Annotated in this window: 27 protein-coding genes; 11 read left to right on the top strand and 16 right to left on the bottom strand. The window is 60.7% G+C overall.

Translation table 11 applies throughout. The features are described 5' to 3' along the window. Positions 1–87: 87 nt before the first annotated feature. Entirely contained in the window at positions 88–1,443 is a 1,356-nt protein-coding gene (locus ACL0K2_RS14195; protein WP_045164238.1) for a glutamine synthetase family protein, read from the bottom strand. Positions 1,444–1,483: 40 nt separating this feature from the next. After that, a complete protein-coding gene (locus tag ACL0K2_RS14190) occupies positions 1,484–2,230 on the bottom strand; it encodes a gamma-glutamyl-gamma-aminobutyrate hydrolase family protein (RefSeq protein ID WP_413042883.1) in 747 nt (248 codons plus the stop codon). A 251-nt stretch (positions 2,231–2,481) separates the two neighbouring features. Between ACL0K2_RS14190 and ACL0K2_RS14185 the strand changes: the two genes are divergently transcribed. Next, positions 2,482–3,858 (top strand): glutamine synthetase family protein, encoded by a 1,377-nt coding sequence (locus ACL0K2_RS14185; protein WP_045164240.1) that lies wholly within the window; start codon positions 2,482–2,484, stop codon positions 3,856–3,858. Between the two features lie 40 nt (positions 3,859–3,898). Here ACL0K2_RS14185 and ACL0K2_RS14180 read toward each other — a convergent pair whose 3' ends face one another. From ACL0K2_RS14180 to ACL0K2_RS14125, 12 genes are all read right to left on the bottom strand, one after another. Further along, a complete protein-coding gene (locus ACL0K2_RS14180) occupies positions 3,899–4,306 on the bottom strand; it encodes a VOC family protein (protein ID WP_045164241.1) in 408 nt (135 codons plus the stop codon). Continuing rightward, positions 4,303–4,794 carry a helix-turn-helix domain-containing protein gene (locus ACL0K2_RS14175; protein WP_045164242.1) on the bottom strand — a complete coding sequence of 164 codons (492 nt, stop codon included), beginning with the start codon at positions 4,792–4,794 and terminating at the stop codon, positions 4,303–4,305. The genes ACL0K2_RS14180 and ACL0K2_RS14175 overlap by 4 nt, the downstream gene beginning before the upstream one ends. 93 nt (positions 4,795–4,887) lie before the next feature. Continuing rightward, positions 4,888–5,292 carry a VOC family protein gene (locus ACL0K2_RS14170; protein ID WP_413042882.1) on the bottom strand — a complete coding sequence of 135 codons (405 nt, stop codon included), beginning with the start codon at positions 5,290–5,292 and terminating at the stop codon, positions 4,888–4,890. A gap of 93 nt (positions 5,293–5,385) precedes the next feature. Then, a complete protein-coding gene (locus ACL0K2_RS14165; RefSeq protein WP_413042881.1) occupies positions 5,386–5,727 on the bottom strand; it encodes a TfoX/Sxy family protein in 342 nt (113 codons plus the stop codon). 34 nt (positions 5,728–5,761) lie between these two features. After that, the gene (locus tag ACL0K2_RS14160; RefSeq protein ID WP_413042880.1) at positions 5,762–6,133 is read right to left on the bottom strand and encodes a VOC family protein; all 372 of its coding nucleotides are present in this window, start codon (positions 6,131–6,133) and stop codon (positions 5,762–5,764) included. 62 nt (positions 6,134–6,195) lie between these two features. Further along, positions 6,196–6,504, bottom strand: a complete 309-nt coding sequence (locus ACL0K2_RS14155; RefSeq protein ID WP_413042879.1) for a chorismate mutase — start codon at positions 6,502–6,504, stop codon at positions 6,196–6,198. Between the two features lie 60 nt (positions 6,505–6,564). Then, positions 6,565–7,254 carry a class I SAM-dependent methyltransferase gene (locus ACL0K2_RS14150; RefSeq protein WP_045164391.1) on the bottom strand — a complete coding sequence of 230 codons (690 nt, stop codon included), beginning with the start codon at positions 7,252–7,254 and terminating at the stop codon, positions 6,565–6,567. Positions 7,255–7,318: 64 nt separating this feature from the next. Continuing rightward, on the bottom strand, positions 7,319–7,747 hold the full coding sequence (locus ACL0K2_RS14145; protein WP_413042878.1) for a hypothetical protein: 429 nt from the start codon (positions 7,745–7,747) through the stop codon (positions 7,319–7,321). Positions 7,748–7,840: 93 nt separating this feature from the next. Then, positions 7,841–8,464 (bottom strand): LysE family translocator, encoded by a 624-nt coding sequence (locus ACL0K2_RS14140; protein WP_413042877.1) that lies wholly within the window; start codon positions 8,462–8,464, stop codon positions 7,841–7,843. A 72-nt stretch (positions 8,465–8,536) separates the two neighbouring features. Beyond that, entirely contained in the window at positions 8,537–9,151 is a 615-nt protein-coding gene (locus ACL0K2_RS14135) for a LysE family translocator (protein WP_045164248.1), read from the bottom strand. A 328-nt stretch (positions 9,152–9,479) separates the two neighbouring features. Continuing rightward, positions 9,480–9,992 carry a DUF6998 domain-containing protein gene (locus ACL0K2_RS14130; protein ID WP_413042876.1) on the bottom strand — a complete coding sequence of 171 codons (513 nt, stop codon included), beginning with the start codon at positions 9,990–9,992 and terminating at the stop codon, positions 9,480–9,482. A 99-nt stretch (positions 9,993–10,091) separates the two neighbouring features. Next, positions 10,092–10,634, bottom strand: a complete 543-nt coding sequence (locus ACL0K2_RS14125) for a DinB family protein (protein ID WP_413042875.1) — start codon at positions 10,632–10,634, stop codon at positions 10,092–10,094. 300 nt (positions 10,635–10,934) lie between these two features. Between ACL0K2_RS14125 and ACL0K2_RS14120 the strand changes: the two genes are divergently transcribed. The 6 genes from ACL0K2_RS14120 to ACL0K2_RS14095 all read left to right on the top strand — a co-directional run bounded on the left by ACL0K2_RS14120 (position 10,935) and on the right by ACL0K2_RS14095 (position 15,766). Beyond that, positions 10,935–11,582, top strand: a complete 648-nt coding sequence (locus tag ACL0K2_RS14120; protein ID WP_045164251.1) for a TetR/AcrR family transcriptional regulator — start codon at positions 10,935–10,937, stop codon at positions 11,580–11,582. A gap of 148 nt (positions 11,583–11,730) precedes the next feature. Then, positions 11,731–12,609 (top strand): N-carbamoylputrescine amidase, encoded by an 879-nt coding sequence (gene aguB, locus ACL0K2_RS14115; RefSeq protein ID WP_045164252.1) that lies wholly within the window; start codon positions 11,731–11,733, stop codon positions 12,607–12,609. A gap of 142 nt (positions 12,610–12,751) precedes the next feature. After that, positions 12,752–13,867: an agmatine deiminase gene (gene aguA, locus ACL0K2_RS14110; RefSeq protein WP_045164253.1), complete on the top strand. Its 1,116-nt coding sequence runs from the start codon at positions 12,752–12,754 to the stop codon at positions 13,865–13,867. A 54-nt stretch (positions 13,868–13,921) separates the two neighbouring features. Then, the gene (locus tag ACL0K2_RS14105; protein WP_275589535.1) at positions 13,922–14,569 is read left to right on the top strand and encodes a hypothetical protein; all 648 of its coding nucleotides are present in this window, start codon (positions 13,922–13,924) and stop codon (positions 14,567–14,569) included. A gap of 134 nt (positions 14,570–14,703) precedes the next feature. Next, the gene (locus tag ACL0K2_RS14100; protein WP_413042874.1) at positions 14,704–15,297 is read left to right on the top strand and encodes a lytic murein transglycosylase; all 594 of its coding nucleotides are present in this window, start codon (positions 14,704–14,706) and stop codon (positions 15,295–15,297) included. Between the two features lie 85 nt (positions 15,298–15,382). Then, a complete protein-coding gene (locus tag ACL0K2_RS14095; RefSeq protein ID WP_413042873.1) occupies positions 15,383–15,766 on the top strand; it encodes a hypothetical protein in 384 nt (127 codons plus the stop codon). Between the two features lie 69 nt (positions 15,767–15,835). Here ACL0K2_RS14095 and ACL0K2_RS14090 read toward each other — a convergent pair whose 3' ends face one another. Beyond that, positions 15,836–16,834, bottom strand: coding sequence for a GGDEF domain-containing protein (locus tag ACL0K2_RS14090; RefSeq protein ID WP_413042872.1), 999 nt, complete (start codon positions 16,832–16,834; stop codon positions 15,836–15,838). Positions 16,835–16,974: 140 nt separating this feature from the next. Next, entirely contained in the window at positions 16,975–18,165 is a 1,191-nt protein-coding gene (gene desA / locus ACL0K2_RS14085) for a delta-9 fatty acid desaturase DesA (RefSeq protein WP_045164258.1), read from the bottom strand. A 528-nt stretch (positions 18,166–18,693) separates the two neighbouring features. Between desA and ACL0K2_RS14080 the strand changes: the two genes are divergently transcribed. The 4 genes from ACL0K2_RS14080 to ACL0K2_RS14065 are packed head-to-tail and all read left to right on the top strand — an operon-like array spanning position 18,694 to position 23,530. After that, a complete protein-coding gene (locus ACL0K2_RS14080) occupies positions 18,694–19,080 on the top strand; it encodes a response regulator (RefSeq protein ID WP_045164259.1) in 387 nt (128 codons plus the stop codon). Between the two features lie 43 nt (positions 19,081–19,123). Next, positions 19,124–21,517 carry a PAS domain S-box protein gene (locus tag ACL0K2_RS14075; protein ID WP_413042871.1) on the top strand — a complete coding sequence of 798 codons (2,394 nt, stop codon included), beginning with the start codon at positions 19,124–19,126 and terminating at the stop codon, positions 21,515–21,517. Continuing rightward, positions 21,514–21,903, top strand: a complete 390-nt coding sequence (locus tag ACL0K2_RS14070) for a response regulator (RefSeq protein WP_045164261.1) — start codon at positions 21,514–21,516, stop codon at positions 21,901–21,903. Before ACL0K2_RS14075 ends, ACL0K2_RS14070 begins: the two co-directional genes overlap by 4 nt. Next, on the top strand, positions 21,896–23,530 hold the full coding sequence (locus tag ACL0K2_RS14065) for a diguanylate cyclase (protein WP_413042870.1): 1,635 nt from the start codon (positions 21,896–21,898) through the stop codon (positions 23,528–23,530). The genes ACL0K2_RS14070 and ACL0K2_RS14065 overlap by 8 nt, the downstream gene beginning before the upstream one ends. The last annotated feature ends 31 nt before the right edge of the window (positions 23,531–23,561 follow it).

The raw sequence follows: 23,561 nt of genomic DNA, 5'->3' as shown, positions 1-23,561 counted from the left end.
CACCTCTTGATCAGAATTTAGCTTGAAGCTGGAAGCTGGAAGTCAAAGCGCAACGCCGAAGTCCGGCTTCCGGCTTCCAGCTGCTTTTCACACCGAGAGCATCAGGAATTCGCGCTCCCAGGAACTGATGACCCGGTGGTAGTTTTCCTGCTCGGCCCGTTTGACTGCGACGTAGCCGGTGATGAATTTCGGGCTCAGGTACTTCTCCAGTTGTCGACAGCTCTCCATCCGTTCCAGCGCGGCTTCCAGAGTCAATGGCAGGCGCAGGTTGCGCCGTTCATAGCCCCGCCCCTTCACCGGCTGGCTCGGTGGCAACTCCTCGACCATGCCGATGTAGCCACACAGCAAGCTCGCCGCGATGGCCAGGTACGGGTTGGCATCAGCCCCCGGCAGACGGTTCTCGACGCGACGGTTCTGCGGGTCTGAATCCGGCACGCGCAGGCCGACGGTACGGTTCTCCTCACCCCATTCGACATTGACCGGCGCCGAGGTGTCAGGCAGGAACCGACGAAACGAATTGACGTTGGGTGCGAACAGCGGAAGGAGCTCGGGAATGTACTTCTGCAGGCCGCCGACGTGATGCAGGAACAGCTGGCTCATGGTGCCGTCGCTGTTGGAAAAAATATTGCGCCCGGTCTCGTCGATCACGCTCTGGTGCAGATGCATGGCGCTACCCGGCTCGCCGGTCATGGGCTTGGCCATGAAGGTAGCCGCGACGTTGTGCTTGAGCGCCGCCTCACGCATGGTGCGCTTGAACACCAGGATCTGATCGGCCAGATGCAGCGCTTCGCCATGACGGAAATTGATTTCCATCTGCGCGGTGCCTTCCTCATGAATCAGAGTGTCCAGATCCAGGCCCTGGGCTTCGCACCAGTCGTACATGTCTTCGAACAGCGGGTCGAATTCGTTGGCCGCATCGATGGAGAACGACTGCCGGCCGGTCTCCTGGCGGCCCGAGCGGCCGACTGGCGGCTGGAACGGCAAATCCGGATCCTCGCAGCGCTTGGTCAGGTAGAACTCCATCTCCGGCGCGACGATAGGCTGCCAGCCTTTGTCGGCGTACATCTTCAAGACGCGCTTCAGGATATTGCGTGGCGAGAGTTCGATGGGGTTGCCCATCTTGTCGTAGGTGTCGTGAATCACCTGAGCCGTCGGTTCGATGGCCCAGGGCACCAGGAACACCGCATCCGGATCAGGTCGGCAGAACATGTCGATATCGGCCGGGTCGAGCAGCTCGTAATAGATGTCGTCCTCGACATAATCGCCGGTCACGGTCTGCAGCAGCACGCTCTCCGGCAGGCGCATGCCTTTCTCGTCGAGGAACTTGTTGGTGGGGGAAATCTTACCGCGGGCGATACCGGTCAAATCGCTGATCAGGCATTCCACCTCGGTGATCTTGCGTTCTTTCAGCCAGCCGGTGAGCTGGTCGAGCTTGCTGGACATAACGACCTCGATGTATGAAACAGGCACCGTGCAACTGCGCTTAACGGCGCTCTGCATGCTCCCGGCATGCTCGGGCAAAGCCTTGGAACAACGCCAGATAATAAGGGTGGTCGTGCACTTTCCATTCCGGATGCCATTGCACGCCGAGTGCGAAGCTTTGCGCACGCTCCACGGAGAAGGCTTCGATCAGCCCGTCGGGCGCCAGCGCTTCGATGCGCAGCCCCCCCCCGAGGCGCTCGACGCCCTGACCGTGCACCGAATTGACCTCGATGCGCGGCGGCAGGCCGAGCCGCTCCAGCAGCCCGCCAGGCTGTACATGCAGGTCGTGGCTGAGCCCGTATTGAACCTCGACCGGATCTTCGGCGCGCTCGCGATGATCGGCGTAGGGGCCGGCTTCATGCACCTTCTGATGCAGGCTGCCACCGAACGCCACGTTCATCTCCTGAAACCCGCGGCAGACTCCAAATACCGGAAGGCCGGCCTCGACCGCCGCGCGAATCAGCGGCAGGGTCAGTTGGTCGCGAGAAGGGTCGTGCGGCGTGCCTTCGGCGCTGGCGGGTCCGCCATAGCGGTGAGGTTCGACGTTGGAAGGCGAGCCGGTGAGGAACAGCCCGTCTACGCTATCAAGAAGGGCGGCTGGATCGATGAGATCATCCAGCGCCGGGATGACCAGCGGCAAACCCGCGATAGCGACTGCACGCAGGTACTTGTCGCCGGCAATGTGAAAGTTGTGGTGGCCAATCTGCCTGGTACAGGCGGAAACGCCGATCAATGGCACGCGAGGCATGGGATACTCGTCTTTCCGGATGGGGCTCGTCGGAGAGTAGTCTTGTTCATTTTTATAGACAATAGCCGACCGTTGCCGCTTCGGAAAGCTGAGTAAGCGCTTTGCGATTTTTTCTCGAACCGCCCCAAAAACGCCCATTGTGGGCCTCGACGGGGCATTTCGAGGCGCTATTGACAGCGACCTGGCTTTTCGATTGACTCCGAGACAAGCTATTTGATGATTGAAATTTTTAACAATTAAGGTGCTTCATCATGCTCCCGCCGCCGCGTGCCGTTCAGCTCAACGAAGCGAACGCATTTCTCAAGGAACACCCGGAGGTCCAATACGTCGACCTGCTGATCGCAGACATGAATGGTGTCGTTCGAGGCAAGCGCATCGAGCGCGCCAGCCTGCATCGGGTGTATGAAAAAGGTATTAACCTCCCCGCCTCGCTGTTTGCCCTCGACATCAATGGCATCACCGTGGAAAGCACCGGGCTGGGGATGGACATCGGTGATTCCGACCGAACCTGCTTCCCCATCCCCAACACGCTGAGCAACGAACCCTGGCAGAAGCGCCCCACCGCGCAGCTACTGATGACCATGCACGAGCGCGACGGCTCGCCGTTCTTCGCCGATCCGCGTGAGGTGCTGCGCCAGGTGGTGAGCAAGTTCGACGAGTTGGGCCTGACCATTTGCGCGGCCTTCGAACTGGAGTTCTACCTGATCGATCAAGAGAACGTGAACGGCCGTCCGCAACCGCCACGCTCACCGATCTCCGGCAAGCGCCCGCACTCCACGCAGGTCTATCTGATCGATGACCTCGACGAATACGTCGATTGCCTGCAGGACATTCTCGAGGGCGCCAAGGAACAGGGCATTCCCGCCGATGCCATCGTCAAGGAAAGCGCCCCGGCGCAATTCGAGGTCAACCTCCACCACGTCGCCGACCCGATCAAGGCGTGTGACTATGCGGTGCTACTCAAGCGGCTGATCAAGAACATTGCCTACGACCATGAGATGGACACCACCTTTATGGCCAAGCCCTACCCGGGCCAGGCCGGTAACGGGTTGCACGTGCACATTTCGCTACTGGACAAGAACGGCAACAATATCTTCGCCACCGATAATCCGCTGGAAAGCGAGACGCTGCGCCACGCCATTGGCGGCATTCAGCAGACCATGGCCGCGTCGATGGCCTTCCTCTGCCCTAACGTCAACTCTTACCGCCGGTTCGGTGCTCAGTTCTACGTACCGAATGCGCCCTGCTGGGGTCTGGACAACCGCACCGTGGCACTACGAGTGCCGACCGACAGCCCGGACGCCGTGCGCATCGAGCATCGTGTAGCCGGCGCCGACGCCAACCCCTACCTGCTGCTGGCGGGCGTACTGGCCGGGGTTCACCACGGATTGACCAACAAGATCGCCCCGGACGAGCCGATCGAGGGCAACTCTTACGAGCAGGTCGAGCAGAGCCTGCCGACCAACCTGCGCGATGCCCTGCGCGAGCTGGACGACAGCGAGATCATGGCGCGCTATATCGACTCCACGTACATCGACATCTTCGTCGCTTGCAAAGAGAGTGAACTGGCCGAATTCGAACACTCGATCTCCGACCTGGAATACAACTGGTATCTGCACACCGTGTGACGCCCCGGGCCCCGCACCCGAGCGTGCGGGGCTCGCTGTTTCAGCGGCGCATCTGCAGCATTTTCCATCCGTTTCCGGATGGATCACGGAAACCGGCATCCACGTTGCCGTACCGATCTTCGGGCTCCTGCGTAAATTCCACACCCTGGTCGCGCATCCGCGTGTAGGCCTCACGGCAATCGTCGACAACCAGCACGAGGGGCGGCATCGCGCCTTTGGCTACCATTGCGAGCAGTGTCTGTGCGGTCGCCGCATCGTGAGTCGGCGGTCCCGGCAAGAGCAGCCCGAGCTGGAATGTCGGCTGCTCGGGATGCTGTACCGTGAGCCAGCGGTAATCGCCGTTGCGCACGTCCGTGTGAACGCGAAAGCCGAGTTTCGTGACATAGAACGCCAGCGCTTCATCCTGGTCCCGAACGTACAAACCAGCCACTTCGATACCTTGAGTCATAGAGCCTCCTTTTCTTGGGCTCCCGTTATATCGCCCGCTTTCCGACGTCGCTTCTCCGAAACTGCCATTGTCAGGGCGGGTCGCAGCGCTGCGCCGAGGACACAGGCGGGTACGCGACCGGGGTCTTGCATCCTGGACCGCTCGTACGCTCGGATCTCGCCCGGATTCCTGCCGGTTATGTCGCGGAAGGTGCGCCCGAACGTGCCCAGGCTTCGCCAACCTGTGCGATAGGCGATCTCGGTGATGGGCAGGTCAGTTTCTCGCAGCAATGTCGTGGCTCGCTCGATGCGTCGCGTGAGCAGGTAGCGATGTGGTGGAACGCCGAACGCCTGCTTGAACGATCGTGCGAAATGGGCCGCAGAAATGCAGCTGACGCGCGCCAACCGCCAGACAGGCCAATCCTCGGCCGGTGCGGCATCCATCCTATCCTTCGCGCGCAGCAGTCGACGCAGCAACTCGGGACTCTGGCTGGCGGTTTCTCCACTCATGCAGGATCCAAGGTTGAGTCCGGTTTCCCCGAATCAAGCCGCGGGCCGACTCGATTCAGTCATCAGCCCAGTGCGCAACGGTGCGCCTGATCATCAGGCGGTTATCACCACCGAGGGCGCACTGCGCTCGGCCGGTCCATGAAAGACGGCCTCGATATTGTTTCCATCAGGATCCAGGACGAACGCGCCAAAGTAGCCGGGATGATAAGGCCGTTCGCCCGGCGCGCCATTATCCCGACCGCCCGCCGCAAGCGCTGCCTGATGAAAGCGTTGCACCGTTTCGCGATCGGGCGCCTGAAAAGCGAGATGAACCCGGGTGATATAACCATCGGCTTTGTCCACGAACAACTCATCGGCGTAGAAGAAGCCTGGCCCCTCTTGCAGTGCATCCTTGTGCCCCAACGCCGCGAACACCGCGCGATAGAAGTTTTTGCTGGCGTCAAGATCGGCGACCCGTAGGTGGATATGGTCAACGAGTCTGCCTCGGTGAAACTGCATGGCGATCTCCTCGTAAGTAAGAGCCTGTAGAAAAACACTTTGCAGAGCGACGCCAGACTTGAAGCGCCTTGCTGTTCTGCCGGAAATGCTGCGTCAGGGCTCGAGCGACTTGGCTACCCTGGCCGAACGAATCTTGCGCGGCTTGGCGGCTTTCGGGGCAGGCATGAGCGCTGCGGTTTCAATGATGAGACGGCGAAGCACATCGGTATCGTCCAGCAGCTCGTCAGCGACAGGATAGTGCTTCGCGCCGGGATACGGCGGCCGTTGTGGCAGCTCGGGCGCAAGATCGGAGGCGGCCTGGGATGGCTTGACGAAGAGGCTGTTGTCACAAGCGAACGCCACGACCTTGCCGTCAAGATAGAGTGCGTACTCTCCGAACATCTTTCGATAGGTCAGGCGACCACCCAGGCCAACCTGTTCAGCGATGTATTCCACGAAGTCGCGGCTACTGGCCATACCTTCCTCGCACTCACATCTGAGTTGACGGGTTTTGCTCATGCTGCAGGATATTGATCAACTTGCCCATCGGGTCCCTGACATAGAAGCGCCGAACACCCCAGGGTTCGATGACCGGGCCGTACTCCAAGGCGATACCCGCATCCTGAACTCGACGCAGGGCGTCAGATAAATCATCCACCTCAATGGAAAGATCCGGGACAGCCGTGCCGGAGCCGCCCTGGCTTGCGAAGCTGACCTGCGCGGTCATGTTCGCCGGACTCGTATAGGTACGAATCCAGCCATGATCCATTGCCAGGTCAAGCCCCAGAACGTCTTTGTAGAATGCATGCGCAACAGCCGGATCGGCGACGGAAACGTTGGCCACGATGCGTTTGACCTTCATGCGAACTCCCATAGGAGGCGACGCGCCATAGGCGATTGCCAGTAACCGATTTAAACCCCAGGTCAGCGTTGTGCATCATTTTCAGCGAGCAACGAATGAGCTGTGAGCTCGGCTTCGATGAACGCTGCAATCATGGCGCGATAAACGCTTTCCACCACGCGAGGGTTTGCCCCATGTTCTTGCGCAAGCGATCTGACCTTCGCGATGACTTGCTCTACCCGATCGGGGGCTTTTACTTCAGCCACCGTCGCTTTGAAGGATGCTGCTTGCGTGACGAACGTTCCTCGCTCGGCGAGTAACGTCACTATTTCTCTATCGACCCTGTCGATGTTGTCGCGAACTTCGCCGAGTGAATGACATTTGATGCCCATCAGCACATACCTCGTTTTTCCATCTGACGTGTGGGTAAAGCGCTCGCGTTAGCGTGCCTGCTACGGCGAATCGTTAGTCGCCAACTCTGCAATGAATATGATCGAGAGCGGTTCTCTGCTCGTCGGGTGGACCGGCTCGCGCAATTCGACAAGCCGCAAGCCACTTTCTGATAGCAGCGTCGCCCAGCTTGCCAAAGTTCTGAAATACCAGGGCGGAGGATCCGTGAAAGCCGAGTCGAAACCATCCCATGACCCTTCTCGCCAGCCCTCCAGATACGGCAAATGCCCGCAGGCGGCTATCGGGTGAAGCGTTTGTACGACGAACGCGCCCTGCCGACGCAACAGCGATGGCATCGCCTTGCACAGAACCTCGACCGACTCCTTTCCCAGCAAGGAAAAATTGCAGACGACGAGATCGAAGGCTTCTTCCAGAATGCCCGCCGCAATCGCTTCGTAGGTCGCCGCGCGGAAGCGTCCAGCTCCGGCCGCTTGGGCGTGCTGAAGCAAGTCCGGGATGGCATCCACGCCAAGCACATGGACGCCTTTGGCCGCCAGCTCGCGGACCAGCCACCCCTCTCCGCAACCGACATCCAGAACGGAACGGGGCGCGCGGCTCATGACTGCGTTGACTATCGCTTCATCCGTAGCCAGCTTGCGGCTCGCGACCTGCCCGCCACGCACCGCCACCACCCATTGATGAGCATTTTTTCTCCACGAGTCGATTATTTGCTGGTCGCGGCACATGTCCATGTCGATCAAGTGGATCGCTCCTCTGCGTCGCCAGCGTTCGGTGGAAGTTCGGCGAGGATGGAGATCACCAACGCCGCCAGTGCGACATCTGCAGGATCGCGCGCGCGGCATGCGCAAACTCCCACTGATTGCGCAGCCGCGTCCAGTCAGCAGGCAACGTCTCAGGCGACAGAGGCACCAGCGCTGCGTTCACTGGAGCGACCCATATCCAGAAAGTCGCATGCGTCGCGATCAGGCAAGTGGCGGCAAGCAACGTCCAGAGAAACGCCGTTCGGTGGCTGCTAAGGGCAACAACGAGCACCAGCACAGCGACAACCGCGCCGATCTCGCAAACACCTGAGACCTTGCCATAGGTCGGATAGAGCGTTTGTAGCAGGCCAAGCCATTGAGCACCGTTATAGGTGAGCTTGGCCGGCAGTTCCAGAAGGTGGGCGAACGCCGCGCTCAGGCTGAGGGCCGTCAGCATGATCGTGAGAAATCGCAGTGATTTCATCGTCTTGCTCCCGACGTGGCAAGCGCATGGCACTTCTTAAGCCGAGCCGTCAAGCGACGGTCCTGATGGGCAAGCACGTCCACCCACGCCTTTTTATGCGCGCTTGGCCAGCAGCGCCCATACACCCGCGATGGACAGAAGGGACCCGCCAGCCAGATTGAACCGCCGCTGTGCACCTGGCGAAGACAGCACCTTTCGAGCCGAGCCAGCAAAGACCGCGTACAAGGTCGCATTGAGCGTAGCCATGACCACGAACGTGATGGCAAGCACCCAAAGCTGCTGCGTGACACCCGCGCTCGGATCTATGAACTGAGGCAAGAAGGCTACGAAGAACACAATGCCCTTCGGGTTCAGCGCGGTTACGAGGTAGGTGTTCGCGAACAGCTTCCAACGTGAGCCCGACGCGGCTGGTACGACCCGTTCAGTTGCCGAAATACCTGCGCGCAGGAGCTTGACGCCAAGATAGAGCAGATACAGACCGCCGGCCCACTTGATGACGGTGAACCAGAAGGCCGAAGTGGCGAGCAACGCGCCCAGCCCGAGAAGCGAGACAACCAAGGCGGTTGAGTCACCCAGCGCCACAGCAGCGACGAGCGGCACATTGGCTCGTCGCCCGTGAGCCATGGAGTAGCTGATGACCGTGAGAATGGTCGGGCCCGGGATGATCAGCAGGAGCGCAGACGCGGCGACGAAGGCAAACCAGAGTTCGATGGACATGTGCGGTATTCCTTAAACGGCTAACGTTCGAACGAGAACGTGTCGTATATCCTGACGTTTGAGATGGGCGGGTTATTTCTCGCTGAGGGCGAGCTTGGCTCCGAGACAGGCAAAAGCGGCGGAGAAACTGTAGCGAAGCCACCGCTGCACGGTGGTGGACTCGATAACCATCCGGCGGAACGCATGGGCAACGAGCCCATAGATGACGAAGACAGTGAAAGTCATGGCCATGAACACCCCGCTGAGGAACAGCAGCTGCAACAGCGGCCGGGCCGTATTGGGCTCGATGAACTGAGGCAGGAACGCGAGAAAGAAGATGGTGAGCTTGGGGTTGAGGATGTTCAGTAGGAAGGCCTTGATGACCAGCTCCACGGCAGAGACCTTCGACAAGGTGCCATCGACGGCGAAGGCGGAACGGTCGCGCCAAGTGACGTAGGCGACGTAAAAGAGGTACGCGACGCCTGCGTACTTCAGCACCTGGAACGCCAAGGCACTGGTGTGCATGACGGCTGCCAGGCCGAGCACGGTGGCAAGAAGGTGCGGCACTATTCCGGCAGTGCACCCCAACGCGGCGTAGACACTGGCTCGGCGTCCCTGAGTAAGCCCTGTGGAGACGGTATAGATGACGCCCGTGCCGGGGATGAGCACAACGATGAGGGAAGTGAGAAGGAACTCGACACTGACCATGTTTGCTCCGTGCGCTACGCTTTGCGGCCTTGGTGACGGCTAACGATAGAACATGAGGCGGGTGTTGGCTCGTTCCATTGCGTGCAAACGGAGCGGTGTGAAATCCAGGAATGCGTTCTCCTCACACCACGCTTCTATACCAAGGCGTCGGTGATTGAAGAGCGGGGAGAACCGACCTGGCCGCCGTCTTCTACTCGGAAACCAACCCCGGCGCAAAACGCCACACAGCGCAACCTCAGCAACGACCCCGAGCGCTCGATGTAGGGCTGGCGTTTGGTTAAGGGCCGGGGTTGGCGAGCGGAAGGAACGGTCATACGAGCGGGCTTAGCTACCCAGCAAACGAAGCGAGGGTTTTGAGCACATGGTTGGAGTTCTTTAATTCTGCGCCAATGTCTCGAACACGGCTGTCGGACAATAACGCTCCGCGGATATGCAGGATATGGCCGTTAACATGCGCCCGATAGATGCTGTAGTCCGCGATTACGACGTGAGGGATGGATACAGCCACAACAACTTCATACGACTCGTCAAAAATAACAGCGACGAGCTCATCGAAGTCCATTTTCTCCAGATTCCGTATTACCCCTAACTGTCTAGATCGATTGTCGGCAGTTACGTGGCGGGCCTTTATTTGAAATTTTCGACCGGAATCAGACTCAGCGTCATGGCCTGCCGCTGAGTTCTTTGCGAGCTTTAAATTCAAGGCTGAAGAAACCAGCCATTCGGCATAATCACCGACAGGATTATTTTTCGTTCGAAGAATGCCCCTGTTTCTAAGCTCGCCTATTACGACGGCCTGGAGATTGAGCAGTTCTCGCGTAGTAAAGGTGGCTAGGTCCATGTCGTTAAAGCCTCTCTAACGCCTCAATTAAGCCGCGCCACGGAACGGCGTCGGTCGGAATGAATTGCTAGCTCCTTCTCATAGGCCAGATGCAAAGGGCTATAGATTGCCCTCATCCGGAATCAAAGCCAGAAGGTCGGTAACATCGACATTCCTACCCGCCTGAGATAGCAGCGTCGTTACCTGACCGCGGTGGTGAGTCTGATGGTTGAAGAAGTGAAGAATCAGGCTCGAAAACCGTTTATTACCCGGAACTCCTTTGGTGTTGCGGTAGCTGAGGTCGAGCTCCAAGTCGTCGTTGGAGAGCTCACTGACCCAACTGCAGATCTGGCGATCCAACCAGAACCTTCGCTCGGACAAGGCGGCAACGTCTTCAAAAAGTATCTGATCCAGGCGACTCGGATATGGAAGCTCGACGATTTCGCGCAGAGCGGGCAGGCCGTGCGGCGGTGTAGCAAAGCGCTTCAGCCAAATGATATCGGCAACCAGGATGTGGTTCAGCGTACCCAAAATCGAACCAAAAAAAGCTCCACGGTCCATCGCCAGTTCATCTCTACCTAGCTGACCCGCAGCCTGATAGATCTTTGAATTCATCCATTGGTTGTAGGAAGCCATTAATTCGAAGTGATTTTTCAAGCTCATCGGAGACCTGCTCAGCCGTCAGTTACCCATCACATGTACCGAGCCTACCGACTGGTGCTGCGTCCAGAATGGGCTCCACCGACTCCGTCCGGTCTATCAATTCGCGCCTCTGTTACTTTAGACGACGTCTCGGCCGGAGCATGTAACCGGCTCATACCCCGAATCTCCGCCTTGTCACCGCGGCAGCTCCAAGCAGGGGGATAGCGTGCTGGTAGGGACCGACAACGGCGTTAATCCTGGCGGCGGGCAAGACGGCCAAAGCCGTTGCATCTGGCGCCGCCCTGGCATCCAATAGGATCCATGAGCGCAGCCACCCCTTCCTCAAACATTCCCACCAGCCGCAAGCCTCGCGCCAGTAGCCAGGCGCGGATTGCGCAGATTCTCGCGGCCGCCCGCGAACTGCTCGCCGAACAGGGGGTGGTTGGCCTGTCGATCTACAGCGTGGCAGAGCGGGCGGCGATTCCGCCGTCCTCCGTCTATCATTTCTTCGCCAGCGTACCGGCGCTGCTCCGCGCGCTAACGGCCGACGTGCATGCGGCCTTTCGGGCCAGCCTTGAGCAGCCCGTCGACCCACAGACGTTGAACCGCTGGCAAGACCTGTCCCGGCTGATCGAACGACGCATGCTGATGATCTATGAGGACGATGCCGCGGCCCGGCAACTGATCCTGACACAGCATGGCCTGACCGAAGTCACCCAGGCGGACCGCCAGCACGACGTCGAACTCGGTGAACTGATGCGGGTCCTTTTTGAACGGCATTTCCATCTTCCCCCACTGCCCGGCGATATCGAGGTGTTCGCCCTCGCGCTGGAACTGGGCGACCGGGTGTATGCGCGGTCCGTGCAGGAGCACGGTCATATTACGAAGCGAATGGCGGAAGAAGGCATGCGAGTATTCGATGCGTATCTGGGTCTTTATCTTCCGCCGTTTCTGCCCAAACGTGATTAGTCGAACGCATGACCGATACTTATCGATAACCGGTGGTCATCTAAGCAGCCCTGGCAAAAAATAACGCTTTAAAAGCGGATAAGTATCGAATAAATTCCGCTCCGCCCGAGGTAGGGTTCACACTCACGCCGCATCCGCGAGGTTTTCCATGTCCCGCACCGTTACCGTCGCCGCTACCCAGATGGCTTGCTCCTGGGATCGCCAAGCCAACATTGCCAATGCCGAGAAGCTGGTTCGCGAAGCAGCCGCCAAGGGCGCGCAGGTAATCCTGATCCAGGAGCTGTTCGAGACGCCCTACTTCTGCCAGAAACCGAATCCGGAGTATCTGCAGCTGGCCACCACGGTCGAGGAGAACCCGGCGATCCAGCATTTCCAGCGAATCGCCGCCGAGCTGCAGGTGGTGCTGCCGGTCAGCTTCTTCGAGGTCGCCGGCCGTGCGCGTTTCAATTCCATCGCTATCATCGATGCCGACGGCAAGGTCCTCGGCGTCTATCGCAAAAGTCACATTCCAGACGGCCCCGGCTATCACGAGAAGTACTACTTCAACCCGGGCGACACCGGCTTCAAGGTTTGGAACACCCGCTACGCCAAGATCGGCGTGGCCATTTGCTGGGACCAGTGGTTCCCCGAGACGGCGCGCAGCATGGCGCTGATGGGCGCCGAGCTGCTGTTCTACCCCACCGCCATCGGCAGCGAGCCGCATGACCCCAACATCACCTCGCGCGACCACTGGCAGCGCGTTCAGCAGGGCCATGCCGGCGCCAACCTGATGCCGCTGATCGCCAGCAACCGCATCGGCAAGGAAGAGCAGGACGGCTACGACATCACCTTCTATGGCTCGTCCTTTATTGCCGACCAGTTCGGCGCCAAGGTCGAGGAAATGGACGAAACCAGCGAAGGTGTGCTGGTGCACGAGTTCGATCTCGATCAGCTGGAGCACATCCGCAGTGCCTGGGGCGTGTTCCGTGACCGCCGGCCGAACCTGTACAGCCCGATCAAGACATTGGATGGTTCGCTGGAGTCCTGAGCCCGGCCTCTGATCGGCACAGGATGCAACCGCACAGCTTTGGTGCGGCTGAATCCTGTCCGGCGTGGTCAGATAGTTCGTCCCTGATGAATGGCCGATCGTATCCCGGCCTCGAAAATTGCCGTCCTTGCCAGGTAAACCCATGACCACACTGACCACGACCCCGCGCGCCGACGACTACCACATGCCTGCCGAATGGGCCCCGCACAGCCAGACCTGGATGGTCTGGCCGCAGCGCCCGGACAACTGGCGCGACCAGGGCACGCCGGCGCAAGCGGCCTTTACCGCGGTGGCCAAAGCCATTGCGCGCTTCGAGCCCGTCACCGTCTGTGCCACCGCCGAGCAGTACGTGACCGCGCGGGAACAGCTGGACGACGCGCGCATCCGGCTGGTGGAGATTAGTAGCGACGACGCCTGGGTGCGCGACACGGGGCCGACCTTCGTGATCAACGGCAAGGGCGGTTTACGGGGTGTCGACTGGACGTTCAATGCCTGGGGCGGGCTGGAGGGCGGGCTCTACGAAGATTGGCAGCGCGACGATGAGGTGGCACGCAAGATCCTCGAAATAGAGCGCTGCGATCGCTACCGCACCGAGGGCTTCGTGCTTGAAGGCGGCTCGATTCACGTCGACGGCGAAGGCACCCTGATCACCACCGAGGAGTGTCTGCTCAACCACAACCGCAACCCACACCTGTCCCGCGAAGAAATCGAAGCGGTTCTCGCCGATTATCTAGCGATCGACAAGGTCATCTGGTTGCCGCACGGCCTGTACAACGACGAGACCGACGGCCATGTGGACAATTTCTGCTGCTTCGTCCGTCCAGGCGAAGTGCTGCTGGCCTGGACGGACGATCGCGACAACCCCAACTACGAGCGTTGCCAGGCCGCCATGCGCGTGCTGGAGCAGGCACGGGATGCGTGGGATCGTCCGCTGACCGTACACAAGATGCCGATTCCCGGCCCGCTGCACGCTACCGAGCAGGAATGCGCCGGTGTCGTGCCGCTGGTGGGCACCCAGCCGCGTGATCCCTCGATCCGCCTGGCGGGCAGCTACGTGAACTTCCTGATCGTCAATGGGGGCATCATCGCCCCGTCGTTCGGTGATCCGCTGGATCAGGAAGCTGAAACCATCCTGGCGCGACTGTTTCCCAATCACCAGGTGGTCATGGTGCCGGGTCGCGAGATTCTGCTCGGCGGCGGCAACATCCACTGCATTACCCAACAGCAGCCCGCCGCGTCGAGCCGCTCTTCGGCGTAGCGCACCCATCAGAGAAGGTCGCCGGCCATGCTTTTCAGAGCCGTTCTACTGTGCATGTTGCTGGCACCACCGGTTCAGGCGATCGAGGCCTATTCGTGCCGCAACGGCTTATTCCCGGCATTCGCAGGTCAGGTGCGCCAGGCCGAAGTGGTCGCTGATAGTGGCCAGCGGGTGCATTTCAGAAACGACGCCGCCGGCTGCCCCGAAGATGAGTCCTGCCTGCAGAAGGCCTATCTCGTGGACGGCGACAGGCTCCTTGTCGGCAACCAGGCGGATGGCTGGGCATGCGTCTGGTACTTCGCCGAGAAACGCGAGTTCGTCGGATGGCTGCCCGCACGCAATGTCAGCAGCAGAACCGCGCCAACACCGTCGACTGATGTCTGGATCGGCCGCTGGCTGCCGATTGCGGGCGGCAACAGCATCGTCATCAGCCGTCCCTCGCCGACCGGCCCGCTTTTCGCCGAAGGCGAGGCGATCTGGTATGGCGGTCTCAACAGCCATGGCGAGCGGATCGTGCATGTCGGTGCATTCGCGGGCAAGGCACAGCCTTCCGGCGATCTGCTGAAGATCGCCGAGGGTGATGGCGACCACGACTGCAGTGTCACCTTGCAGTACGTTGCCGGTAACCTGGTCGTGAGCGACAACAGCCATTGCGGCGGGATGAATGTTCGGTTCGACGACGTCTACCGCGAAGCACCCTAACGCTCTGTCTGATCTCGCTTCCTTGAAGCGCAGCCGATCTGGTCTAGAGTTCAGGCTTTCAGACGGCGGCGGCGCCAGCACCGCGGTCGCCATCCCGATCACCTGACTATGAACAGGAACATGCTGCTGTGCTGATGCCCCGTTCTGCCCGGCCGGCTTTGTTGGCCCTTGCGCTTGTCACCGGCGGCTGCGATGACGATGGCGACCCCGGCGCCGATCCCAGCGCTGACTACGTCCCGCCGACCCTGGAGCAACTTCCCAACTGCAACCAGATAGGCGCAACGCTTGGGCCGATGATCGACGGCCTGGTGCTGGTCGACGAAGAAGACGGCGGCCGCTATGACAATGTGAATGTCTACGGCATCAACTGCACCTGGCTATCTAAGGAAACGCAGTCCGGCAACGCGTTCGAGATGGTCAAGGGCGGCGGCTTGGCCATCGCCATCAGCGTGGACCCGGAGCCGTCGGACGCGAAGCTGCTTCGACAGATGGGGATGATCTACGACGATCACAGGGTTGAGGACATTGGTGGATTCGTCGTGGACCCGAGCAAGCAGCTGGATCCTGCTGCCCAGCTGGGCATCGTTGGCCCGCAGGTGGTTGTCGGCAGAGTCACCGTTACCGCGGCGGCGGGAGGCATTGCGCTGCAGAAAGTCGAGAGCATGCGGGGCATCACCAACGACCAAGCCATTGAAGGTGCGGTTGCCGTTCACAAGATGCTTCGTTGACGTCACAGAAACTGAACGGGCAAGGCAATGAACAAACTAAGCGCAGCGACAGCGCAGAATATAAAAACAGGAAACAGGAGCGAACATGTCTTTAGCGACAGGGCTGCAAACGCTTTCCATGGCCGGCGTACTCATGCTGATCAGCCTCAGCGGACAGGCTCAGGAACCGAGTCATCAGATGATGATGTCGAACATGCACACCCAACTGGCGAACTTCGGCGGCTCTATGCACACGACGGCCAAGGTCTGCGGGGATTCCTCGGACGAACAGCTGGCCGAGCAAAAAGAGAAGCAAAGAGCCCTGTCGATCCAAAACGGTATGGACGCGGCCGCTTTTGACAAAGCCTTCAACGCCGGTGCAAGCGAGGCGAAAGCAAAATGGGCAACCATTCCGGCGTCTGAACGTCAGGCCAAATGCGATGAGTTCAAGCAAGAGATGGAAGGGTTAGCTCAGCAGTTCACGCAGTGACAGCATCCGCGACCGACGGCATAGGCCATCGGTCGCGGCGAGCGACGCCGTACCAGCCCGAGGCGCCACTCAGGACACGATCACCTGATTCTTGCCCAGACGCTTGGCCGTATACATGGCCGCGTCGGCGCGGGCGAACAGCGCGCTGAGGTCCGGGTCGCTGGCCCGGAGGTAGGTCACGCCAAGGCTGATGGTGACGCCGAAGCGCTGGCCGTCCGGGCTGGTGAAGACCAGCCGCTGGATTTCGCGCTGCAGGCGCTCGGCGATCTGCTCGGCGAGGTCTGGCTGGCAACCGGGTAGCAGCAAGGCAAATTCTTCACCGCCAATGCGGCCGAACAGGTCGCCACGGCGCAACACGGATGAACCGCACTGGGCCACGCGCTGCAACACCTGATCGCCCATCTGATGGCCATGGGTATCGTTGATCCGTTTGAAGTCGTCGATGTCCAGCAGCTGAAACGCCAGCGAGGTGGCGTATTGCCGAGCCAGGTCGAATTCACGCTGGGCGCATTCGAAGAAGTAGCGGCGGTTGCTGCTTTGAGTCAGCACGTCGACGGTGGCCAGACGCTGCAGCTCACCTTCGAGCTGCTTCTTTTCCGTAATGTCTTCGGCGATCCCGACAATGATCGGCCCGCGCGAGTTGTCCGCATTGCGTGCGATGAAGCACTTGTCGCTAAGCCAGCGCAGCTGCCCGTCGGCGCGGATGATGCGATATTCGCGCGCTTCGACGGAGCCCTTTTCCAGCACTTCGAGCAAGCTCTGCTGGGCGTATTCCGAATCGTCCGGATAAATGCTGTTGCGCCACTCGCCGAAATCCGCCAGCAGCAAAGCGGCGGAGCGACCGAACACCTGCTCGTACGCCGGGCTGACATAGATCATCTGCTGGGCTTGCCAGTCGAAGGCCCAGAGCACCGCGTTGACGGCACCCATGAGGGTACTGAACAGCTGCTCTCGCTCGCTGAGGCGTTCGACCTCGGCGCGCGCGTGCATCAAAGCCAACAAAGTTTGCGCCTCGGTCGGAGGCAGAATGCCGGCCCCCACTTCGCTTCGCTGCTTCACGAAATTCATACCTGCGTTCCGAAAGGCGCCAGGCACCAGCGGAGACCCGCAGGGGCAGCTGTCGCGTTAGCACCAGAATGCCCATCAGAGAGTGCCAGATGGGCAAAGTTCCAGTTCGCCCCCCCGTCAGTGATCGTGTCGATCGAAGGTCATGCCAGGGCGACGGCTGGTCTTAATGAGTAGGTTTTCAGGTGCTCGGCAAACTCGCGTAGCGACTGGATACCGCTGGCTTCGGCGTCCTGAACCCATTGCTTGATCGCCGCGAGCATGTCATGCCCGTTGGCGCTGGTACGGGTCCAGATCTGCTGCAACGCCAAGCGCTGCTCATAGATCACCCGCAGCGACTGGCTCTGTTCGAGGATCACGGCGATACGCGCCTGTTGCTCGTGCTGCAGCAGGCTCGGCTCGCGCGACAGCAGCCGTTTGGCCCGGCGGAACTGATGACGCACCGATGCATCGGCGCGATCCAGCTCCAGGCGCACCAACGGCTTGATGACCAATTTGCGGTACTGCGCCATGATCTGGAAGCGGTTGTTGAGAATCGCCATGGCACTGTCCATGTCCAGCTGATGCTTGGGCGTGACGCGATGGGCGATAGGCGCGGTGCGGTTCACCTTCGCCAGCCCGAACAGACTGAACAACTTGATCCAGGCCCAACCCATGTCGAATTCCCACTTGCGCACCGACAGCTTGGCCGAATTCGGATAGGTATGGTGATTGTTGTGCAACTCTTCGCCGCCGATGAGGATGCCCCACGGCACTAGATTGGTCGCCGCGTCGCGGCACTCGAAGTTACGATAGCCCACAGCGTGCCCCAGCCCGTTGACCACCCCAGCGGCCCAGAGCGGGATCCAGATCATCTGCACCGCCCAGACCGTCAGGCCCAGGACACCGAACAGTGCCAGATCGAGGCCGAGCATCAGCACGATGCCCAGGTTGGGGAAACGCGAATACAGGTTGCGCTCGATCCAGTCGTCCGGACAGTTCTTGCCATAGATGCGCAGGGTTTCTTCGTTTTTCGCCTCTTCCATATACAGCTCGGCGCCCCGCCGCAGAACCGTGCCCAGGCCCTTCTGCACCGGACTGTGCGGATCGTCCGGGGTTTCGCATTTGGCGTGGTGCTTGCGATGAATGGCGGTCCATTCGCGGGTGTTCATCGCCGTGGTAAGCCACAGCCAGAAACGGAAGAAATGCTTGAGCCCTGCGTTGAGCTCGAGCGAACGGTGAGCGGAATAACGATGGAGGTAGACGGTAACGGCAACGATCGTCACGTGAGTCAAAAGCAGGGTGGCGGCGATCACCCCCCAGGCCGAAAGGTCGAGGAAACCGGTGTACCACATAGTTGTTGCAGCCTCGCAGCGAAGAGAAACACAGGCCGGCAATGCCAGCACCCGAACATTATCTGCTTATGGCGGCGTATTGCCGCACCCGCCCGTCGCAAGATATCGATTTTGCGACGAGGCCAAGGCCCGTCCGGCGGCCAGCTGCCGGCGCGAGCGCAACGGATGGCCGCCGTCGCCCGGTCGCGGCTGCGCTATCGACAGCTCTAGTCCGGCATTTGCAGCGTGTAGCCTGCAGATGCCACTCACCTGAGCCCGGTAAATGAGCCGCGAGAAGGGTTCGCACGGGGAAATTCTCGTCTGGCCGCGAAGTCGAACGCTGTGAAGCCTTGGGACGAAACCGCAACTGCGGGCGGCTGCGCATCGGCTCGGCCCGTTTTCGAACAGCTGCCCCGCATCAGCCGAACGTCAGCAACCCCGGGCTATTCCGTCTGTAAGGCTATTTTTCGTGAGCGATGTGCCAGCATACCTGCAAGGTGGCAAACTGCTCGTTTCGAGCGCTCGAAGTATTGTTGTCGGAGGTCCCGCATGACCGAGCTGAAACGGATTATGCACGTCGAGGACGACCCCTCCATCCAGGCGGTGGTCAAGGTCGCGCTGGAGATGATCGGTGGTTATCAGGTGCTGTCCTGCTCGTCCGGCCTGCAGGCCTTGGAGGAGGTTGAACGCTTCGTCCCCCACTTCATCCTGCTCGACGTGATGATGCCCGGCATGGGCGGCACTGAGACCCTGACCAAACTCGGCGAGCGGATTGACCTGGCACAGGTACCGGTGGCCTTCATGACCGCCAAGGTACAGCCCGGCGAGATCGAACATCTGCGCAACCTCGGCGCGCGCGACGTCATCATCAAGCCCTTCGACCCGATGCGTCTGGCCAGCCAGATCCAAGCCATCTGGGACGCCGACGGCGATTAGCCGTCATCGACCAGCCCTCAACCCAGCGAGAAAGGCCCGCCAGATGGAGTCACCGAAATCGATGCCCGCCCCCCGTGAGCTGTCCCGACTCGCTGCGCTGCTGCGCTACGAGATTCTCGACACGCCGGACGAGTCCGCCTTTGACGATTTCGCCCAATTGGCTGCATACATCTGCGACACCCCCATCGCCCTGATCTCGCTGGTGGACGACCATCGCCAGTGGTTCAAGAGTCGCATTGGTCTGGAGGTCAGCGAGACGCCACGGGACATTTCCTTCTGCACTCATACCATCGAAGGTCAGGGCATTTTCGAGATCGATGACGCGAGCCAGGATCAACGCTTTCGCGACAACCCGCTGGTGACCGACGACCCGCACATCCGTTTCTACGCCGGCGCGCCGTTGACCACCCCGGATGGCTACAACCTCGGCACGCTGTGCGTGATCGACCGCCAGCCGCGCCAGCTCAGCGAGGCGCAACGCGGCGCCTTGGTGCGCTTGAGCCGCCAAATCATGCGACTGTTCGAGGAGCGACTGCAGGCGCACCGCTATGCCGAACAGGCAGCGCTGCAACAGGCCCTGCTCAACAGCGCCGCAAGCGCGATGCTGGTCACCACCGCCGAAGGGCGGATATCGGGGGTCAACCCGACGGCCGAGCGGCTGTTCGGCTATTCCGAGCAGATGCTGATCGGTCATCCACTGACCTCGGTGTTGTTTCCGCCGGCCGCCCTGGCCCGCCGCGCGGCCATTCTCAGTAACGAACTGGGTGAGCCCGTCGCGCCGGGGTTCGCCGTTCTCACCGCGCCGCTGCTCGAAGGGCGTCGCGAGATGCGCGAATGGCGCCTGCTGCATCGCAACGGCGACAGCGTGCCCGTACTGTTGAATGTCTCGGCGATCCATGACGAACACGAGCTGCTGCGCGGCTACATCGTCAGCGCCTATGATCTGGCCCATCAGGAGCACTTGCAGCTACGTCTGCAGCAGATTGCCGCGCAAGTCCCAGGCATGCTGTTCCAGTTCTGCTGGAAGCCCGATGGCAACAGCTCATTCCCCTACCTCAGCGAAGGCGTCGAAGACATTTACGGGCTGGGCGCGGCCGAGATGGCGCCAAGCATTGGTCCGGTCTACGAACGGGTTCATCCCGAGGATCGCGAGCATGTGCTGGCGAGCATCCGCCACGCAGCCTCGACGCTCACGCCGTGGCATTTCGAGCACCGGATCAACCATCCGCGCAAGGGCTGTATCTGGGTCGAGGCGCGCGCCACGCCGATGTGTCAGGCAGATGGCTCGGTGCTCTGGCACGGGTTGGTGACCGACATCACCGAGCGCAAAGCCGAGCAGCTGGAGCTGGACAAGCAGCAGGAAATGAATCGACGCCTACTTGAGGCGCTGTCCGAGGCCGTCGTGGCCTGCGATGCCGAAGGCAATCTGACCCTGTTCAATCACACCGCCCGACGCTGGCACGGGCTCGACGCGCAACGCCTTGCACCGGAACAGTGGCCGAACGTCTACCGCCTCTACCAAGCCGACGGCGTGACGCCGATGGCTTACGACGAGGTCCCGCTGATGCGCGCGCTGCGTGGCGAGCAGATCCGCAACGTGGAAATGGCCATCGTGCTGCACGGCAAGGCCCGCCATGTGCTGGCCAACGCCGATCCAATGTATGCATCCAATGGCCAGCAGAGCGGTGCGGTGGTGGTGCTGCATGACATCACCGAACGCAAGCAGATCGAAAACCTGCAGCGTGATTTCGTTTCGACCGTCAGCCATGAACTGCGCACGCCGCTGACCTCTATCACCGCTTCGCTGGGGCTGATTTGCGGGCAGGTGATGGGCGAGGTGCCGGAGCATCTGCAGGAGTTGCTCGAGATCGCCCACCAGAACAGCAAACGCCTGAGCGCGCTGATCGATGACCTGCTCGACATCGACAAGCTCAACGCCGGCAAGATGCGCTTCGAGTTTCAGCGGCAACCGCTGCAGCCATTGCTGGAGCAAGCCCTTCGTAGCAACCAGGGGTACGCCGAGAGCTATGCTGTCACTATCGAACTGCGCAGTTGTCCGGCCGTATTGATCGAGGTCGATACGATGCGTCTGGAACAGGTATTGAGCAATCTGCTGTCCAATGCGGCGAAGTATTCACCGCCCGGCGAAATCGTTGAGCTGTGGGCCGAAGCAGTTGATGATCGCAAGGTGCGCGTGAGTGTCCGTGACAAGGGGCCGGGTATCGCCGATGCATTCCGCTCACGGATATTCAGCAAGTTCGCCCAGGCGGACGCCTCCGATACCCGGCAACAAGGCGGCACCGGCCTGGGATTGGCCATCAGCAAGGAGTTGATCGAGCATATGGCCGGACAGATCGGTTTCGATTCGACACCCGGTGCAGGCGCCTGTTTCTGGTTCGAGCTGCCCTGCCATCCGCTGCACGAGCCTCGGACGTGAAGCCGCTGCGGCGAATCCTGCATGTCGAAGACGTGCCTTCCATCCGGGTGGTGACCCGGGTCGCCCTGGAAAAAATTGGTGGCTTCGAGGTGCTCAGCTGCGCCTCTGGCCAGGAAGCGCTGGATCAGGTCCAACACTTCGCCCCGGACATGATTCTGATGGACATGATGCTGCCGCGAATGAGCGGTATGGAGCTGCTGTGCCAGCTGGCGCAGCTGATCGACTTGCGGGCCACGCCGGTGGTACTACTCACCGGCCAGTCGCACACGCCCACCGATCCGGAAGAATTCCGGCGGCTCGGTGTGCGCAAGATGCTTCACAAACCCTTCGACCCCTTACAGCTGGCGGCGCAGCTGAATGAAGTATGGAATGCTGAGCATGAATGACAGCGCCAACGAAGCGTTGCACGACAAACTGCAAGCTCTGAACGAGAAGTTTGCCGACCGCCTGGAAGAGGAATTGGCGGCCCTCGAACAAGGTGCCGAGCGGTTGTTGCTAATTCATGAGCAGGAGCAGCGCCGGCAGATGGTGATTGATCTTCACCAACGTCTGCACCGCCTGGCGGGCACGGCGGGCACCTTCGGCTTCACCGCTCTGGGCGAGCAGTCGCGGTTGCTCGAGCAGCGTGCCGATTGCTGGCTGAACGCGGCCAGGCCCAGCGGTCAGGCACTCTCCGCGCTGACTCAGGCCATCCACCAACTGGCCGCTGCCGCGCAGACCGGAACCCTCGGCCAGGCCGAGCCATTGGAGAACCACGAACAATTGCCGGCAGGCTGCCGCATTTATCTACTCGAAAAAAATGTCGAAGCCGGACAGGAAATGTGCCGAACATTGAGCAATTTCGGCTACGACGTGCTGCTGTTTCCGGAACCCCACCTTCTGCAGACCGCTATCCAGGGGCAGTTGCCGGACGCCCTGATCGTCAGCCAGCACGAGGCTGAGCTCGAGGAGGTGGACAGGCTGCAGCAGACCCTGGAATCGCCGTTGCCCCTGCTGGTGATCGGCCATCACGTCGATTTCGACAGTCAGTTGGCGGCCGTACGCGCCGGCGCTAAAGGCTATTTCACGCGTCCGCTGGACGTTACCCAGCTGGAAAACAAGCTGGAAAACTGCCTCAACCTGCAGCTAAGCGAGCCATACCGAGTGCTGATCGTCGATGACGATACCGATCTGGCGGCGCGTTACAGCCTGGTGCTGCGCAATTCGCAGATGCTGGTGCAGACCCTGACCGATCCCAGCCAGCTGTTCGAGGTCATGCGGGCGTTCAATCCCGAGGTGGTGCTGCTCGACATGAACATGCCAGATTTCACCGGGCTCGAACTGGCGCAGATGATTCGGCTCAATGACGAGTGGTTGCGCGTGACGCTCATCTACCTCTCCGGCGAAACCGACATCAACCGGCAAATGGCGGCGCTGCTCAAGGCGGGCGACGATTTCATCACCAAACCCATCGGCGACGGCGCCTTGACCGCCGCGGTGCTTTCCCATGCACAGCGAGCCCGCGCGCTGAGTATGGCGCTGTCGCGCGACAGCCTCACCGGGCTGCTCAAACATGCCGATATCAAGGAGCAGGTCGCCTTGGAAGTGGAGCGCGCGCTGCGCAGCGGCAAACCCGCGAGCGTGGTCATGCTCGATCTCGACCATTTCAAGCAGGTCAACGACCAGTACGGCCACGCGGCCGGTGACAATGTCATCCGATCGCTGGCCAACCTGATGCGTCAGCGCCTGCGCCGCATCGACAGCCTCGGCCGCTATGGTGGCGAGGAATTCGTCGCGGTATTGCCTGACTGCAACCTGGAGCAGGCCAGGCAGATCTTCGATGAAATCCGTCAACGCTTCTCAGCGCTACCCTTCCATGCAGATTCCAGGGTGTTCAGCGTGTCGCTGAGTGCCGGCATCAGCGAGACCGACGGCCATTCCAGCTCATCGGCATTGCTGGAGCGAGCCGATCAGGCCCTCTATGCCGCCAAGCACAACGGCCGCGATCAGGTTCAGATCGCGTTACCGCGCTAATCGCCTCGTCGCGCGAAACCAGGCGAACCGC

Origin of the sequence: Pseudomonas sp. YJ42 (genome assembly GCF_047225135.1) — a bacterium.
In the GTDB taxonomy this organism is placed as follows: Bacteria; Pseudomonadota; Gammaproteobacteria; order Pseudomonadales; family Pseudomonadaceae; genus Stutzerimonas; species Stutzerimonas stutzeri_E.
The sequence above is the reverse complement of the archived record's forward strand: the minus strand, read 5'-3'. Positions and strand labels throughout refer to the sequence as shown.